General features: G+C 65.4%; 16 protein-coding genes. 7 read left to right on the top strand and 9 right to left on the bottom strand.

The annotated features are described in order from the left end of the window. Positions 1-408: 408 nt before the first annotated feature. Positions 409-1,284: a diaminopimelate epimerase gene (gene dapF, locus I6F16_RS33715; protein WP_036008867.1), complete on the top strand. Its 876-nt coding sequence runs from the start codon at positions 409-411 to the stop codon at positions 1,282-1,284. Continuing rightward, positions 1,284-2,537 (top strand): tRNA (N(6)-L-threonylcarbamoyladenosine(37)-C(2))-methylthiotransferase MtaB, encoded by a 1,254-nt coding sequence (mtaB, locus tag I6F16_RS33710; protein WP_225114543.1) that lies wholly within the window; start codon positions 1,284-1,286, stop codon positions 2,535-2,537. The genes dapF and mtaB overlap by 1 nt, the downstream gene beginning before the upstream one ends. 167 nt (positions 2,538-2,704) lie before the next feature. Here mtaB and I6F16_RS33705 read toward each other — a convergent pair whose 3' ends face one another. Both I6F16_RS33705 and I6F16_RS33700 read right to left on the bottom strand, forming a co-directional pair. Continuing rightward, on the bottom strand, positions 2,705-3,814 hold the full coding sequence (locus tag I6F16_RS33705; protein ID WP_225114544.1) for a DUF2336 domain-containing protein: 1,110 nt from the start codon (positions 3,812-3,814) through the stop codon (positions 2,705-2,707). A 254-nt stretch (positions 3,815-4,068) separates the two neighbouring features. Then, positions 4,069-4,770, bottom strand: coding sequence for an RNA pseudouridine synthase (locus tag I6F16_RS33700; protein ID WP_225114545.1), 702 nt, complete (start codon positions 4,768-4,770; stop codon positions 4,069-4,071). Positions 4,771-4,827: 57 nt separating this feature from the next. Between I6F16_RS33700 and ftsY the strand changes: the two genes are divergently transcribed. Together ftsY and I6F16_RS33690 are read left to right on the top strand one after the other, a co-directional pair. Beyond that, a complete protein-coding gene (gene ftsY, locus I6F16_RS33695; protein ID WP_128265185.1) occupies positions 4,828-5,772 on the top strand; it encodes a signal recognition particle-docking protein FtsY in 945 nt (314 codons plus the stop codon). 122 nt (positions 5,773-5,894) lie between these two features. Continuing rightward, positions 5,895-6,497 carry a septation protein A gene (locus I6F16_RS33690; RefSeq protein WP_036008846.1) on the top strand — a complete coding sequence of 201 codons (603 nt, stop codon included), beginning with the start codon at positions 5,895-5,897 and terminating at the stop codon, positions 6,495-6,497. 165 nt (positions 6,498-6,662) lie between these two features. Here I6F16_RS33690 and I6F16_RS33685 read toward each other — a convergent pair whose 3' ends face one another. The 5 genes from I6F16_RS33685 to ccmA all read right to left on the bottom strand — a co-directional run bounded on the left by I6F16_RS33685 (position 6,663) and on the right by ccmA (position 9,716). Beyond that, complete coding sequence (locus I6F16_RS33685) at positions 6,663-7,256, bottom strand: DsbE family thiol:disulfide interchange protein (RefSeq protein WP_036008843.1); 594 nt, start codon at positions 7,254-7,256, stop codon at positions 6,663-6,665. Then, positions 7,253-7,438, bottom strand: a complete 186-nt coding sequence (gene ccmD / locus I6F16_RS33680; RefSeq protein WP_109141829.1) for a heme exporter protein CcmD — start codon at positions 7,436-7,438, stop codon at positions 7,253-7,255. The genes I6F16_RS33685 and ccmD overlap by 4 nt, the downstream gene beginning before the upstream one ends. Continuing rightward, on the bottom strand, positions 7,435-8,226 hold the full coding sequence (locus I6F16_RS33675) for a heme ABC transporter permease (protein ID WP_036008837.1): 792 nt from the start codon (positions 8,224-8,226) through the stop codon (positions 7,435-7,437). Before I6F16_RS33675 ends, ccmD begins: the two co-directional genes overlap by 4 nt. Before the next feature lie 91 nt (positions 8,227-8,317). Then, entirely contained in the window at positions 8,318-8,986 is a 669-nt protein-coding gene (gene ccmB, locus I6F16_RS33670; RefSeq protein WP_025032861.1) for a heme exporter protein CcmB, read from the bottom strand. A gap of 127 nt (positions 8,987-9,113) precedes the next feature. After that, a complete protein-coding gene (gene ccmA / locus I6F16_RS33665; protein ID WP_036008829.1) occupies positions 9,114-9,716 on the bottom strand; it encodes a heme ABC exporter ATP-binding protein CcmA in 603 nt (200 codons plus the stop codon). A 241-nt stretch (positions 9,717-9,957) separates the two neighbouring features. On the opposite strand from ccmA, the gene acnA reads away from it, so the two are divergent. The 3 genes from acnA (at position 9,958) to I6F16_RS33650 (ending at position 14,588) form a co-directional block, all read left to right on the top strand. Beyond that, on the top strand, positions 9,958-12,678 hold the full coding sequence (acnA, locus tag I6F16_RS33660) for an aconitate hydratase AcnA (protein ID WP_036040732.1): 2,721 nt from the start codon (positions 9,958-9,960) through the stop codon (positions 12,676-12,678). Between the two features lie 231 nt (positions 12,679-12,909). Continuing rightward, on the top strand, positions 12,910-13,686 hold the full coding sequence (locus I6F16_RS33655) for a DUF1223 domain-containing protein (protein ID WP_057026569.1): 777 nt from the start codon (positions 12,910-12,912) through the stop codon (positions 13,684-13,686). A gap of 530 nt (positions 13,687-14,216) precedes the next feature. Then, entirely contained in the window at positions 14,217-14,588 is a 372-nt protein-coding gene (locus I6F16_RS33650; protein WP_036008814.1) for a DUF2794 domain-containing protein, read from the top strand. Positions 14,589-14,718: 130 nt separating this feature from the next. On the opposite strand, the gene I6F16_RS33645 is transcribed toward I6F16_RS33650, so the two are convergent. Both I6F16_RS33645 and I6F16_RS33640 read right to left on the bottom strand, forming a co-directional pair. Further along, positions 14,719-15,249, bottom strand: a complete 531-nt coding sequence (locus I6F16_RS33645; protein ID WP_036008811.1) for a GNAT family N-acetyltransferase — start codon at positions 15,247-15,249, stop codon at positions 14,719-14,721. 249 nt (positions 15,250-15,498) lie between these two features. Next, on the bottom strand, positions 15,499-16,290 hold the full coding sequence (locus tag I6F16_RS33640) for a Bax inhibitor-1/YccA family protein (RefSeq protein ID WP_036008808.1): 792 nt from the start codon (positions 16,288-16,290) through the stop codon (positions 15,499-15,501). Between the last annotated feature and the right edge of the window lie 175 nt (positions 16,291-16,465).

Genomic DNA, 16,465 nt, shown 5'->3' with positions numbered 1-16,465 from the left:
AGGCACTTGCAGCCGGGGCGGGCGCAGCCGACGGGGCCGGCGAGGGACTTGCCGATGCGGCCGGCGCCGGGCTTGCGGTCTGCGCCAGAGCGCCTGACAGCCCATGCGACAAGGCCGCAGCCGGGATCAGCGCGGCCAAAGCGAGGCGACGAAAAGTGTTCATTTTATTCTCCCCGAGGCCCGCTTCGTCGGGGCCTCAATTCATCAAGGCCTTACCCACCAAGGCCTTAACCCGGCCGCGCGTCCCGGTTCGCGCGAACCGCGCCGTTCTAACACGCGAGCGCCGAATTCGTCCCATGACAGATGCGTCATGGCAGGCACCTTGCCCGATGTGCCGGCTCGGGCGGCAAATCACTGGCCAAGCGGCCGAGGATCGCCATATAAGGCAGGCGAAATTCGGGAATTTTCATGAGCGCGCTGGCCAACCACGCATTTGCCAAGATGAACGGCATCGGCAACGAGATCGTCGTTGTCGACTTGCGCGATTCGGCGGCCAAGGTCACGCCGGACGATGCCCGCGCCGTGGCGTCCGCGAACGGCGGCGTGGCCTACGACCAGCTCATGGTGCTGCAGAAGCCCCGGCTCGACGGCACCGAGGCCTTCATCAGCATCTACAACAATGACGGCTCGGAGGCCGGTGCCTGCGGCAACGGCATGCGCTGCGTCGTGCGCCGCATCTTCGAGAAGACCGGGCAGACCAGTGCGACCTTCGAGACGGCCGCCGGCCTGCTCAATGCCTGGCAGGGTCCGGCGCCCGACCTCTACACAGTGGATATGGGCGCGCCGAAATTCGGCTGGCAGGACATTCCGCTGGCGGAAGAGTTTCGCGACACCCGCTACATCGAATTGCAGATCGGGCCGATCGACAATCCCATTCTGCATTCGCCCTCAGTGGTGAGCATGGGCAATCCGCACGCGGTGTTCTGGGTCGACGACGTCAACGCCTACGATCTCGGCCGCTTCGGTCCGCTCCTGGAAAACCATCCGATCTTCCCCGAGCGCGCCAACATCACGCTCGCCCATATCGTCGATCGCGAGCACATCACGATCCGCACCTGGGAGCGCGGCGCCGGCCTGACCAAGGCGTGCGGGTCGGCGGCCTGCGCCACGGCGGTCGCCGCCGCGCGGCTGAAGCGCGCCGAGCGCAAGGTCGAGATCACATTGCCCGGCGGCAAGCTCGGCATCGAATGGCGCGAGCGCGACGACCACGTGCTGATGACCGGCACCGCGACCTTCGAATATGAGGGCAGCTTCGATCCGGCGCTGTTCGCGCCGGTCGCCTGATGGCCGTCGACATCGTCACCTTCGGCTGCCGCCTCAACGCCTTCGAGGCCGAGGTGATCCGCAGCAAGGCGGAAGTCGCAGGGCTTTCTGACACCATCGTCATCAACAGCTGCGCCGTCACCAACGAGGCGGTGGCGCAGGCGCGCCAGTCGATCCGCAAGTTGAAGCGCGAGCGCCCCGAGGCGCGCATCGTCGTCACCGGCTGCGCGGCGCAGACGCAGGCTGCGATGTTTGCGGGCATGGCCGAGGTCGATCGCGTCGTCGGCAATGACGACAAGATGCGCGGCGAAGCGTGGCGGGAGACGCGCCACGCTTTCGATCTTGGCGCCAGCGAGAAGATCGCCGTCAGCGACATCATGGCGGTGAAGGAGATGGCGCCGCACCTCGTCGATGGCTATGCGAGCGGCCTGCCGCGCGTCTTCGTGCAGGTGCAGAACGGCTGCGATCATCGCTGCACCTTCTGCATCATCCCGTTCGGCCGCGGCAATTCGCGCTCGGTGCCGATGGGGGCGGCGGTCGAGCAGGTGCGCGCCCTGGTCGAACGCGGCCATGCCGAGATCGTGCTGACCGGCGTCGATCTCACCAGCTATGGTGCGGACCTGCCCGGCGCGCCCAAGCTCGGCATGCTGACCAAGCAGATCCTGCGCCATGTGCCCGAGCTCAAGCGCCTGCGCATCTCCTCGATCGATTCAATCGAGGCGGATGACGACCTGCTCGATGCCATCGCGGAGGATGCGCGCCTGATGCCGCACCTGCACCTGTCGCTGCAGTCGGGCGACGACATGATCCTGAAGCGCATGAAGCGGCGGCATTCGCGGCAGGATGCGATTGGCTTCTGCGAGCAGGTGCGCCGCCTGCGCCCCGATGTCGTCTTCGGCGCCGACATCATCGCGGGCTTCCCGACCGAGACCGAGGACATGTTCTCGCGCTCGCTCGACCTCGTCGAGCAATGCGGACTGACCTTCCTGCACGTCTTCCCTTATTCGCCGCGGCCCGGCACGCCCGCCGCGCGGATGCCGCAGGTGGCGGGGCCGGTCATTAAAGAGCGTGCGAAGCGGCTGCGCGCGGTAGGAGAGGCGGCGCTGCAGCAGCGGCTGCAAGCCGAGATCGGCGCAAGGCGCGATGTGCTGATCGAGAGCGAGGGGCAGGGCCGCACGGAGCATTATCTGCCGGTGGCGATTGCGGGCGAGCGGGTGGGAAGCATCGTGCGGCTGAAGATTGCTGGCATTGATGGCGAGCGGCTCACGACGTAAGCAGCTGCTCTCTTCCTTCTCCCCTTGTGGGAGAAGGTGGCGCGAAGCGCCGGATGAGGGGTTGTATCCGCGCAATCGCATTGAGAGGTCATGCGCGGAGAGAGACCCCTCACCCGTCTCGCCGCTCTCGCAGCGAGCCACCCTCTCCCGCAAGGGGAGAGGGAAAACTACGACGCCCTGACCTGCCAGAATCGCAGCGTGCGCTTGGCGTTCTCCGCCGTCATTCTCGCAAAATGCCCCTGTGTCCTCGCGATGTCCGCGGGCGTCATCGCGCCTGTCGCGAAACGGGATTCGAGCACGGCCATGGTGGTCTCCCAGCTGAGCTGTGCGGCCTTGCACGGCACCAGCAGGCCGTCCTCGCGGAGACTCTGCATCAGCGGTCGGATCACCTCGACCGTCGATCCCGACAACGCCGCCAGCGCCGCCACCGTCTCCTCATAGCGCCGCTGTCTGGCGAAGCCGAGCAACGTCGCCTCGTCGAGCTGGCCGGTGGCCTTGAGGCCGGCGATGGCGCGCTTGGCACCTTCGAAATCGCGCACCGCCGACATTTCGCGTTCGGCGCCGATGGCGACGGCGGCGATCGCGCTCTGGATCTCCTCGAACAGATGCGGCGGGGCGCGCGACAACAGGCGGGTGCGCACGGCGTCCGTCGCCGAGCGCAGCAATTGGCGGCGCAGCTCCGAGGGCAAGTCGACGCGGACGCCGACACTGACTGCGAGCTCCGGGTCGCTTTCGGCCTGGCCGACGATGATGGCGAACCCTTTTCCGGAGACGCGCGCGCCGGGATTGGCCGCAAGCCGCCGGCTGACGCTGGGGTAGCGGCGCGCCAGCAGCGCGTCGGTGACGATCTCCTTCAGCCACCAGCGGCCGGCGACCGCGAGCAGATGCGGCTCGCCCTTAGCTGATGCGATCTTCACCAGCTCGCCGTCGTCGAGGCGCGCGGATTCCTGCAGCACGGGGCCGGCGATGCGGATCTCGTCATTGTTGGCGAGGCGGCGGATCACCGACGGCGGCGCCTGCGCGACCGGCGCCAGCTGCGCGCTGATCTCGGCCAGCGCCACGCGCGCTGCCACATCGGCGATGGCGCGCAGCTCGATGGTGCCGATCAGGCGCTCGAGCACGTCGTCGAACAGCGCGATCTGCTCGTCGTCGAAATTGCCGGCGGAGGAGAGGAACAGGTCGGTGACGCGCCTGGCCGTCTCCAGGCCCTTTTCCGGCGAGCCGATCCGCAGTGCGGATTCGACCTCGTCGATGATCGATAGCCCGGAATTGGTCATCGCGCGCGGCTCGTCCTGAGCGGTTACGGAAGCTTGTTCTAAGCAACCGTTATCATTAGAGGCGAGCGCTGAAGGTTTCGTAAACCATGGCACGGTAGCCGAGCACAGCCGCTTCTCGACCGACCACCGCTCCTCATCCCGAGGAGCCCGCGAAGCGGGCGTCTCGAAGGATGGATACGACCGCGATGCGCCTGCGGGGCCTCTATGGTTCGAGACGGCGCTGACGCGCCTCCTCACCATGAGGGTCTAAGAGGCTACTCCCCCTTCCACCCGCAGGCCCGGAGCTTCTCGTGCATATGCGGCGGGGCCGGCGCCACCACGCGGACCGGCTCCTTGTTCCGGGAGATCGGCACCACGATCTCGCGCGAATGCAGGTGCAGGCGCGGCTCGCCGAAGCGCGGACCGTTGCCGTAAATGTTATCGCCGAAGATCGGCCAGCCGCTCGCGGCCGCATGCACCCGCAATTGATGGGTCCGGCCGGTCACCGGTTCCATGGCAAGCCAGGTGAAACCGTCGCCCCGGCCCATCACCTTCCAGTTCGTAATCGCCTTCTGCCCTTCCGGATCCGGCTTCTGCCACCAGCCGCGTTCGGCATTGAGCCGGCCGAGCGGCATGTCGATGGTGCCTTCGTCCTCGGCAGGGCCGCCTTCGACCACGGTCCAGTAGGTTTTGCCGATCTTGCCGTGCTTGAACAAAAGGCCCAGCGATGCCGTCGCCTTGCGGTGGCGGCCGAGCACGAGGCAGCCCGAGGTGTCCTTGTCCAGCCGGTGGGCCAGCACCGGCGGTCGCGGCAGGCCGAAGCGCAGCGCGTCGAAGCAATCCTCCAGATTGGGGCCACCCTTGGGGCCGCGATGCACCGGCAGGCCGGCCGGCTTGTCGATGACCAGCATCAGGCCGTCGCGATGGAGCACGCGGCCTAAGATCTCATCGGCGGTCAATTGGGGAACATCGAGCAATCGCAGGACTTTCGGTCAAGGCTTTCGTTTACGGGCCGGAACGGCTAACACGCCACCATGAACGATACCACCTCCGAGACCCCCAAGCTGAGCTGGTGGCGCCGCCTGTCCAATGGGCTGAAGCGCACCTCGTCCTCGCTCGGGACCGCGGTCGCCGACCTCGTCACCAAGCGCAAGCTCGACCGCGCCATGCTCGACGACATCGAGGACGTGCTGCTGCGCGCCGACCTCGGCACGTCGGTCGCGGTGCGCATTGCGGATGCCGTCGGCACGGGGCGCTACGACAAGGCGATCTCGGCGGACGAGGTCAAGGACGTCGTCGCGACCGAGGTCGAGAAGGTGCTGTCGCCGGTGGCAAAGCCGCTCGTGATCGATGCGGCAAAAAAGCCGTTCGTGATCCTCGTGGTCGGCGTCAACGGTTCCGGCAAGACCACCACGATCGGCAAGCTGTCGCAGAAATTCGCCTCCGAAGGCCGCAAGGTGATGCTGGCCGCCGGCGACACGTTTCGCGCCGCCGCCATCGAGCAGCTCAAGGTCTGGGGCGAGCGGACGAAGACGCCCGTCATCGCGGGCGCGCAGGGCTCGGATTCCGCAAGCCTCGCCTTCAACGCGCTCACCGCGGCGAAGGAGCAGGCGATTGACGTGCTGCTGATCGACACCGCCGGCCGCTTGCAGAACAAGGCCGAGCTGATGAACGAGCTCGAGAAGGTCGTGCGCGTGATCCGCAAGGTGGATGACACTGCGCCGCATGCCGTGCTGCTGGTGCTGGATGCGACCGTCGGCCAGAATGCGCTGTCGCAGGTCGAGGCCTTCCATCGCACCGCCGGGGTCACCGGCCTCGTCATGACCAAGCTCGACGGCACCGCGCGCGGCGGCATCCTGGTGGCGCTCGCGGAGAAGTTCAAGCTGCCGGTGCACTTCATCGGCGTCGGCGAAGGCGTCGACGATCTCGCGCCCTTCACCGCGCGCGACTTCGCCCGCGCCATCGCCGGAATCGAATAGCGTCATCCTTCGAGACGCCGCTTGCGCGGCTCCTCAGGATGAGGTCGTGCCACACATGAGGTCCTCATCCTGAGGAGACCGCGAAGCGGTCGTCTCGAAGGATGGGAGATACGGAAGAGAGAATGGACAAGACCCAGCCGCATCCGCTGTTCAAGCTCGCGACCGAGCTCGGTCCGCTGCTCGTGTTCTTCTTCGTCAACGCGAAGTTCAATCTGTTCGCGGCGACCGGCGCCTTCATGGTGGCCATCGCGGTCGCGATGGCCGCCTCTTACATCGTGACGCGTCACATCCCGATCATGGCGATCGTCACGGGGGTGATCGTGCTGGTGTTCGGCACGCTGACCCTGGTGCTGCACGACGAGACCTTCATCAAGGTCAAGCCGACCATCATCTACGGCCTGTTCGCCGCGATCCTCGGCGGCGGCCTGTTGTTCGGCCGTTCCTTCATCGCCGTGATGTTCGACCAGGTGTTCAACCTGACGCCGCAGGGCTGGCGCATCCTCACCTTGCGCTGGGCGCTGTTCTTCGCCGGAATGGCGGTGCTGAACGAGATCGTCTGGCGCACCCAGAGCACGGATTTCTGGGTGAACTTCAAGGTATTCGGCGTCACCCCGATCACGATGATCTTCGCCATCGCACAGATGCCGCTGACCAAGCGCTATCATCTCGCGCCGGTCTCGCTGGAGAGAAGCGAGGCCGAGGCGGGGGATGTGAGCAAGGGTTAGGCGAAGGACAGGCGAAGCGTCGCTCCACATACCGCTGTCATGCCCCGGCTTGACCGGGGCATCCAGTACGCCGCAGCTTCTCCGTATACGACTGGCGTCTCTGGAATACTGGATCGCCCGATCAAGTCGGGCGATGACAGTTGAGCGTGTGGTACGAGCGCGGCATCAGCTTCCTGCCTTCAGCGCCTTCTCCAGCTCCGGCATCAGCACGGCCTTGAGATTTTGCGGCGTGATCGGCCCGACCAGCTTGTAGACGATGGTGCCCTCGCGCCCGACGACGAAGGTCTCCGGCACGCCATAGACGCCCCATTCGATCGACGCGCGGCCGTTGGCGTCGACGCCGACGTGGCCGAACGGGTTGCCGTAGCGGCCGAGGAAGCGCCGCGCATTGTCGGCGGCGTCCTTGTAGTTGATGCCGACCAGCTGGAAGCGCTTGTCTTTTGCCATTTCGGTCAAAAGCGGCGCTTCGTCATGGCAGGGCACGCACCAGGACGCCCAGACGTTGACGAGGCTGACCTTGCCCTTGAACGCAGCCGGATCGAGTCCCGGCACCTGCGTGCCATTCTCTTGCAATCCCTGGAGCGGCGGCAGCACGGTTTGCGGTGCGGGCCGGCCGATCAGCGCGGACGGAATCCGCGAGGGATCGCCACTCCCGAGCCGGAACCAGAACAAAAGCGCTAGGCCGATGAAGACGATCAGCGGCAGCATCACCAGGAAGGTGCGGCGCTGCGGCGAAGCGGAGGCAGGCTGATCGCTCATCGCAGCTCCGTCGCGCTGCGGCCCGACCGGCGGGTGATGCCGCGCTGCTCCAGCTCGCGCAGGCGCTGCGTCTGGCTGCGATAATCGAGCATGACCCAGCCGATCAGGATCGCGACCACGAGGGCGACAGCTGCGTAAGACGCCACGATGAAAGAGGCATAAGGACCGAGCGACATCGTCATGCAGCCCCAGCTTCTTTGGACGCGTTGTCTTCACGCGAACCGGCGGCCATGTCGCTCGAAAACGCCATGCGGCTGGCCTGCATCATCTGCAGCGAGCGGACACGGCGGCGCAAAATCTCGTTGCGCATCGCGGCCAGGTGCAGCGTGACGAACAGCAGCGTGAAGGCGACCGCCATCACCAGCAGCGGAATCAGGAACGACTTGTCCAGCGCCGAGCCGCCCATGCGCATCACCGAGGCGGGCTGGTGCAGCGTGTTCCACCAATCGACCGAGAACTTGATGATCGGCAGGTTGATCGCGCCGACCAAGGTCAGCACCGCGGCTGCGCGCGCTGCACGCGAGGGATCGTCGACAGCGCGCCACAGCGCCATCAGGCCGAGATACATCAGGAACAGGATCAGCACCGAGGTCAGCCGCGCGTCCCACTCCCAATAGGTGCCCCACATCGGCCGGCCCCAGAGCGAGCCCGTGAGCAGCGCGAGGAAGGTGAAGGCGGCGCCGATCGGAGCTGCGGCCTTGGCGGCGACGTCGGCGAGCGGATGCCGCCACACCAGCGTGCCCAACGATGCGATGCTCATCACGCCCCACACGAACATCGACAGCCATGCATTGGGCACGTGGATGAACATGATCTTGACGGTCGCGCCCTGCTGATAGTCGTCGGGCGCGAGCGCAGCTTGATAGAGACCGATCGTGAGCAGGATGATTGTCGCGGCCGCCAGCCACGGTAACACCCGCGCTGTCAGCGCGAGGAACCGCGTGGGGTTGGCGAGGTCGATCAGCGTCATGGTATCCTGATAATCACCGGGGGCCGCTCAGGCAATCAGCACGAAAGCCCGTCGCGAAAGTTGATCCGGGTCAAGGTCCGTCGAGCCCATCTCAGTCGAGGCCATGCCGCAGGCTTGCTGCGGCCGCGAACGGGCCGATCACGAGGCTGACCAGGGACAGCGCGCACAGGATCGAGAACGGCGCGCCGAAGGTCATGGGACCGACGATCACCGCCTGCGAGGCCGCGACGCCGAAAATCAGCACGGGAATCGACAGCGGCAGCACCAGCACCGCCATCAACAGCCCGCCGCGATGCAGCGTCACCGCCAGCGCCGCGCCGATCATGCCGGTGAAGGTCAGCGCCGGAGTGCCCGCCAGCAGCGTCAGCGCCACCGCGGCCGTGGCGATCATGTCGAGGTTGAGCAACAGCCCGAGCACGGGGGTTGCGACAATCAGCGGCAGGCCGGCGGCGAGCCAATGCGCCAGCGCCTTGGCGGCGCAGGCGAGTTCCAGCGGCGTCCGGCTCATCGTGATCAGGTCAAGCGAGCCGTCCTCATGGTCGGCCATGAACAGCCGGTCGAGGGTCAGCAGGCTCGCGAGCAGGGCGCCGAGCCAGAGGATCGCAGGTCCCAGCCGCGACAGCAGCGCCAGATCCGGCCCGACCGCGAACGGCATCAGCACCACCACGGTCAGGAAGAACAGCACCCCGATCAGCGCCCCGCCGCCGACGCGAAGCGCAATCCTGATGTCCCGGCGGATGAGGGCGGCAAGGGCGGTCATGGGAGGCTTCCAGCTTCTGGGAACGCATCCGACAGCCACAGGCACACTGCGCTCCCTTCCCCCTTGTGGGGGGAGGGAATGGAGAGAGCCGAGCCCGGCCGCTTGGAAAACTGAGGGTGCCTGAACTTCACGCCACACCCCCGATCCGCAGCTCCCGCGATTCGATCCCGAGCGGGGCATGCGTCGCCGCGACGATCATGCCGCCGCCGGCCAGATGCTCGCGCATCAGGCCGGCGAACATGTCCTGACCGGCGACATCAAGCGCATTGGTCGGCTCGTCCAGGAGCCAGACCGGGCGGCGGACCGTCAGCAGCCGCGCCAGCGAGAGCCGGCGGCGCTGTCCCGCGGACAGGAATCCGGCGGGCAGATGGATGGCGTGGTCGAGCCCCACCTTGGCAAGGCTCTCGACGGCATCGAAAAGCTCGCCGCCGAGAAAATCAGCCCAAAACGTCAGGTTTTCGGCCACGCTCAGCGCCGGCTTCAGGGCATCGCGATGGCCGAGATAGTGGCACTGCTCCGCCAGGGTCAGCTCACTATGGCCCCCCTCCAGCGCGATCGTCCCGCCGGCCGGAACGAGCAGGCCCGCGATCAGCCGCAGCAGCGAGGTCTTGCCCGATCCGTTGCGGCCGACCACAGCCACGGCCTCGCCCGACCCGGCCGCGAAATCGAGCCCGGCGAACACCTCGCGCCCGCCCCGCACGCATCTCAGCCCGTGACCTGACAGCCGCATGTCGCCTTGGTTCAGTCCGCTCACAGCCGGGCCTCAGGAAATCTTGGGGTAGCGCATGGGAATTTTTGGCTCGCGAATTGCTGCGGCACGATAGTGGCTGTGGCGGCGCGGTTAGAAAGCTTCTATAAGCCCGGAACTACTTGATGCAGCAACTCAACCTGCCCCTGCAAGCGGCCCAGCCTGATACGCTGACGGTGTTAAAATACCCTGCCGGGTATAACTAGCAATTGGGATCTCCTACATGACCTCGCTCGACAGCTTCAAATGCAAAAAGACTCTCAAGGTCGGCGCCAAGACCTATGTCTATTACAGCCTGCCCACCGCCGAGAAGAATGGTCTGAAGGGAATTTCGAAACTTCCCTACTCGATGAAGGTCCTGCTCGAGAATTTGCTGCGCAACGAGGATGGCCGCTCGGTCAAGAAGGAAGACATCGTCGCGGTGTCGAAATGGCTGCGCAAGAAGTCGCTGGAGCATGAGATCGCCTTCCGCCCGGCGCGGGTGCTGATGCAGGACTTCACCGGCGTGCCCGCGGTGGTCGACCTCGCCGCGATGCGCAACGCGATGCAGAAGCTCGGTGGCGAGCCTGAGAAGATCAACCCCTTGGTGCCCGTCGATCTCGTCATTGACCATTCCGTGATCGTGAACTTCTTCGGCGACAACAAGGCTTTCGGCAAGAACGTCACCGAGGAATACAAGCAGAACCAGGAGCGCTACGAGTTCCTGAAGTGGGGCCAGAAGGCGTTCTCGAACTTCTCCGTCGTGCCGCCCGGCACCGGCATCTGCCACCAGGTCAATCTCGAATATCTGGCCCAGACGGTCTGGACCAAGAAGGAGAAGATGACCGTCGGCAAGAAGACCGGCACCTTCGAGGTGGCCTATCCCGATTCGCTGGTCGGCACCGATTCGCACACCACCATGGTCAACGGCCTTGCCGTGCTCGGCTGGGGCGTCGGCGGCATCGAGGCGGAAGCCTGCATGCTCGGCCAGCCGCTGTCGATGCTGCTGCCCAACGTCGTCGGCTTCAAGCTGAAGGGCGCGCTGAAGGAAGGCGTCACCGCGACCGACCTCGTGCTCACCGTGACGCAGATGCTGCGCAAGCTCGGCGTGGTCGGCAAGTTCGTCGAGTTCTTCGGCCCCGGCCTCGACCACCTCTCGGTCGCCGACAAGGCGACGATCGCCAACATGGCGCCCGAATACGGCGCGACCTGCGGCTTCTTCCCGGTCGATGCCGCCGCGCTCGATTATCTCAAGACCTCCGGCCGTGCCTCGGCCCGCGTCGCGCTGGTGCAGGCCTATGCCAAGGCGCAGGGCCTGTTCCGCACGGCCAAGTCGCCCGACCCCGTGTTCACGGAAACGCTGACCCTCGACCTCGGCGACGTCGTGCCGTCGATGGCCGGCCCGAAGCGTCCCGAAGGCCGCATCGCGCTGCCGACCGTCGCGGACGGCTTCTCGCTCGCGCTTGCCAGCGAGTACAAGAAGGCCGAGGAGCCGGCCAAGCGTTTCCCCGTCGACGGCAAGAACTTCGACATCGGCCATGGCGACGTCGTGATCGCTGCGATCACCTCCTGCACCAACACCTCGAACCCGAGCGTGCTCATCGGTGCCGGCCTGCTCGCGCGCAATGCGGCTGCGAAGGGCCTCAAGGCCAAGCCGTGGGTGAAGACCTCGCTCGCGCCGGGCAGCCAGGTGGTCGCGGAATATCTCGCCAATTCCGGTCTGCAGCCCGATCTCGACAAGGTCGGATTCAACCTGGTCGGCTTCGGCTGCACCACCTGCATCGGCAATTCCGGTCCGCTGCCTGAGGAGATCTCGAAGTCGATCAACGACAACGGCGTCGTCGCGGCCGCCGTGCTCTCCGGCAACCGCAACTTCGAAGGCCGCGTTTCGCCGGATGTGCAGGCGAACTACCTGGCCTCGCCGCCGCTGGTGGTCGCCTACGCGCTCGCGGGCAGCGTCACCAAGAACCTCGCCACCGAGCCGCTCGGCGAGGGCAAGGACGGCAAGCCGGTGTACCTGAAGGACATCTGGCCGACGACCAAGGAGATCAACGCCTTCATGAAGAAGTTCGTGACCGCGTCGATCTTCAAGAAGAAGTATGCCGACGTGTTCAAGGGCGACACCAACTGGCGCAAGATCAAGACGGTCGAGAGTGAGACCTATCGCTGGAACATGTCTTCGACCTATGTGCAGAACCCGCCCTACTTCGAAGGCATGAAGAAGGAGCCGGAGCCGGTCACCGACATCGTCGAGGCGCGCATCCTCGCCATGTTCGGCGACAAGATCACCACCGACCACATCTCGCCGGCCGGCTCCATCAAGCTCACCTCGCCCGCCGGCAAATATCTCAGCGAGCACCAGGTGCGTCCGGCCGACTTCAACCAGTACGGCACGCGTCGCGGCAACCATGAAGTGATGATGCGCGGCACCTTCGCCAACATCCGCATCAAGAACTTCATGTTGAAGGGCGCGGACGGAAACATCCCCGAGGGCGGCCTGACCAAGCACTGGCCCGACGGCGAGCAGATGTCGATCTACGACGCCGCGATGAAGTACCAGGAAGAGAAGGTGCCGCTGGTGGTGTTCGCGGGTGCCGAGTACGGCAACGGCTCCTCGCGCGACTGGGCCGCCAAGGGCACGCGCCTGCTCGGCGTGCGCGCCGTGATCTGCCAGAGCTTCGAGCGCATCCACCGCTCCAACCTGGTCGGCATGGGCGTGCTGCCGCTGACCTTCGAGGAAGGCACCTCCTGGCAGTCGCTTGGGCTGAAGGGCGACGAGAAGGTGACCATCCGCGGCCTCGTCGGCGACCTCAAGCCGCGCCAGAAGCTGACCGCGGAGATCGTCTCCGGCGACGGTTCGCTGCAGCGCGTTTCGCTGCTCTGCCGCATCGATACGCTGGACGAGCTCGACTACTACCGCAACGGCGGCATCCTGCACTACGTGCTGCGCAAGCTCGCGGCGTAAACGCGGATTTGTGAATGATGGCTCACTGCGAAGTGAGTAGAAGCCTTAACGAAGGCGGCCTATCAAAGGCCGCCTTCGCGCGTTTGCGGTACGCTTCAGATGGGCCCGCCCGGCGGAAAACCTCCCTTTGGACGGTGGCCCGGATGGATGAATGTACCGCGCCCCGTAAGACTACGGTGACCATCCGGCGATAAGATTTCCCTCTGAGAGCAACGGTGTGCGGCGTTCGACATGACGACAATGACGGCTTCCCATCTGATTCCACGTTGGTCCGGCGCCCTCTGGTCGGGAGCTCTCGGCATATGTGCGATCATCGCCGTCATTCGTCCTGCCGAGGCTGAACCCCGCGCCGTCGTCGAATTGTTCACCTCGCAGGGCTGCTCCTCCTGCCCGCCCGCCGACCAGATCATCGGCGATCTCTCCAAGGACCCCTCCGTCATCGCGCTGAGCATGCCGATCGATTATTGGGACTATCTCGGCTGGAAGGACACACTGGCGGATTCGCGCTTCTCTGCACGGCAGCGTGCCTATTCGCGCATGCGCGGCGACCGCGAGGTCTACACGCCGCAGGTCGTGGTCAACGGCTCCACCCATGTCATCGGCAGCGATCGCACCGGCATCGAGAACGCGATCGGCAAGACCGACAAGGGCACTGGCGTGATGAGCGTGCCGGTGACGATGTCGCTCTCGGGCAAGCAGATCAACGTGTCGGTCGCCGCAAGCAAGGAGCCCACGGTCTCGCGCGGCGAGGTCTGGATCTGCTCGATCGCGAAGTCGGTGCCGATCGCGATCACCCGCGGCGAGAACAAGGGACAGCAGGTCACCTATCACAACGTGGTGCGCAGCCTGCTCAAGGTCGGCGACTGGACCGGCCGTCCGGAGAGCTGGACGGTGCCGATCGAGAACCTCACGCGCGACGGCGTCGACGGCGCGGTGGTCTACGTCCAGGACGGCAGCCGCGAGCGACCGGGCCCGATGCTGGGTGCGGCCTACACGTCGCTGCATTGAAGCAGGCAGAACGTCTCAGCAATTGATGCTCGTCATTCCGGGGCGCGCCTCTTGGCGCGAACCCGGAATCCATTTCTCAGCCTGTGTGATGGTAAATGGATTCCGGGCTCGCGCTTCGCGCGCCCGGGAATGACGGCGGACCCGGAAACATCTCGGCACAAACAAAAAAGGACCAACTTGCGTTGGCCCTCCTTGTCGTGCGTACAGACCCGATCCTGTTCGACCCCGGGGGGCTGGGGGCTGAGGAATCCGGAACCGAAAGGACCGGGTCAACGCACGTCACCCTTTTCGCAGTGCAGGGCGGCAGGCGGTTGGCGGAAAAGCGGCGATACTATGATTCCTGCTAACGATCCCGTGACGGTTTGCCGCGACGGAGTTCCACCCTTGCGTGTGTCCTGATGCGACGCCGATTCGATGGGTCGAGCCCCTTGCGATGCGGAACGGTTGGCGCAATCATGCAATTGTCACGAACGCGGTTCCGGGACGATCTTGGCGGACGCGGGTAGCCGTGCGATGAGGAGGCGCTTCCCATGAGTCTGACGTCGGAGGATGCCGATCCGAGCGAGCAGCGCGCGGCGGCGCGTCCTGCCGCGGCGCATGCGCAGCCGAACCGGGTGACGTTCAACCGGCTCGAGCTGCACCGGATTCTCAATCTCTACGGCCGCATGGTCGCCGACGGCGAATGGCGCGACTATGCCATCGACTTCCTGAAGGACCGCGCCGTGTTCTCGGTCTATCGCCGCGCCTCGGAAGTGCCGATCTATCGCATCGAGAAGGACCCGCGCCTGGCGCGCAAGCAGGGCATGTACAGCGTGATCTCGGCGACCGGCCTGATCCTGCGTCGCGGCCACGAGCTCGAGCGGGTGCTGCTGGTGATCGATCGCAAACTGGCGGTGGTGTAGCCGAACCATCGATCGTCATTCCGGGGCGCGACGAAGTCGCTAGCCCGGAATGCATCCCTCCCTCCACCGCCCCTGCCGTTCAATGGATTCCGGGTTCGATGCTGTGCATCGCCCCGGAATGACGGATGAACTACTTCCCCGGCACCGTGCTTGCGCCCTCGCCGAGGTCGCGCTGCATCATCACGGTGTCCAGCCAGCGGCCGAATTTCAGCCCGACACTGGGATGCGTGCCGATCATCTTGAAGCCGCACCTTGTGTGCACGCCGATCGACCCGGCATTGGCGGAATCGCCGATGACAGCGATCATCTGGCGAAAGCCGCGCGCTTCGCATTCGACGATCAGCCGTTCCAGCAGCATTGAGCCGACGCCGCGGCGGTGGAAGGACGGATCGAGATAGATCGAGTTCTCCACCGTGAAGCGATAGGCGGGCCGCGGCCGGTAGGCGCCGGCATAGGCATAGCCGGCCACGCGGCCGTCCAGCATGGCGACGAAATAGGGATAGCCGCCGTCGATCAGCGCGCGATAGCGGCGCGTCATTTCCGAGAGGTCGGGCGGCTCCAGCTCGAACGTCGCCGTGCCCTCGCGGACGGCCTGCTGGTAGATGGCGGTGACGGCGGGGAGGTCGGCCTCGGTGGTGGGCCTGATATCGGGTGCGGACATGGGGGAAGGATAGAGCGTTCCCTGAGGGGCCGGAAGAGGCTGCGCTGCCTCCACACCCGTCATTGCGAGCGCAGCGAAGCAATCCAGAAATGCATCTGCGGAGGGGCTCTGGATTGCGTCGTCGCATCGGCGCAAAATTGCTGCGCAATTTTGTCGCGAGCTCCTCGCAATGACGGGGAGAGGCCGTACCCTCAAAACAAAACCCCGGCCTTTCGGCCGGGGTTCGTGTCCGTTCTCTCGTCTCAGAGCTTACTCGCGCTGGCCGAGGAGCTGCAGCAGCAGCGTGAACAGGTTGATGAAGTTCAGGTACAGCGACAGTGCGCCGGTGATGGCCGAACGCTCTGCGACGTCACCGCCGGCCGAGGCATAGCCGTAGATGTAGTCGTTCTTCAGCCGCTGGGTATCCCAGGCGGTCAGGCCCGAGAACACCAGCACGCCGACCACCGACACGATGAACTGCAGCATCGAGCTGGCCAGGAACAGGTTCACCAGGCTGGCGAGAACGATGCCGATCAGGCCCATGAACAGGAACGAGCCCATGCCGGTCAGGTCACGCTTGGTGGTGTAGCCGTAGAGGCTCAGCGCACCGAAGGTCGCCGCGGTGATGAAGAACACCCGCACGATCGAGGTGTGCGTGAACACCAGGAAGATCGACGACAGCGAGATGCCCATCAGCGCCGCGAACACCCAGAACAGGATCTGGGCGGTCGAGGGTGCCAGACGATTGATGCCTGCCGAGATCACGAATACCATCGCGAGCGGCGCCAGGATGAACAGCCACTTCAGGGGGCTGACGAACATGGCGTAGCCGAACGGCGTCAGGAACACCTTGCCGACGCGGACGGCGTCCGCCGTCGGAACGTCGGTCACGGCGGCCATGTAGACGCCGAGCGCGGCAAGGCCGGTGATGGCCAGGCCAATGCTCATGTAGTTGTAGATGCGCAGCATATAGGCGCGCAGGCCGGCATCGACCGTCGCGGCGTCAACACGCCCGGCGGCCCTGCCGAAAGGAGAAGCGTAGTTACGGTCTAGGTCCGACATGGTCGAATTCCCGTTGGTTGGTCCGGTCCGGCACGAGGGTCGCCATGCCGCCGGTTCGTCAAATTCTATCTCGGAGACCGCTGCCAGCCGATTTAATTTTGGCTCACAATCGGGACTCCGAACCCATCCGATATGTGGGAAACTAACACATTCGCCGCAACCTTCCACGCGCGGC

Source organism: Bradyrhizobium sp. IC4060, assembly GCF_020193715.1.
In the GTDB taxonomy this organism is placed as follows: Bacteria; Pseudomonadota; Alphaproteobacteria; order Rhizobiales; family Xanthobacteraceae; genus Bradyrhizobium; species Bradyrhizobium yuanmingense.
Note: the sequence above shows the minus strand (reverse complement) of the source record. Positions and strands in the feature narration are given on the sequence as shown.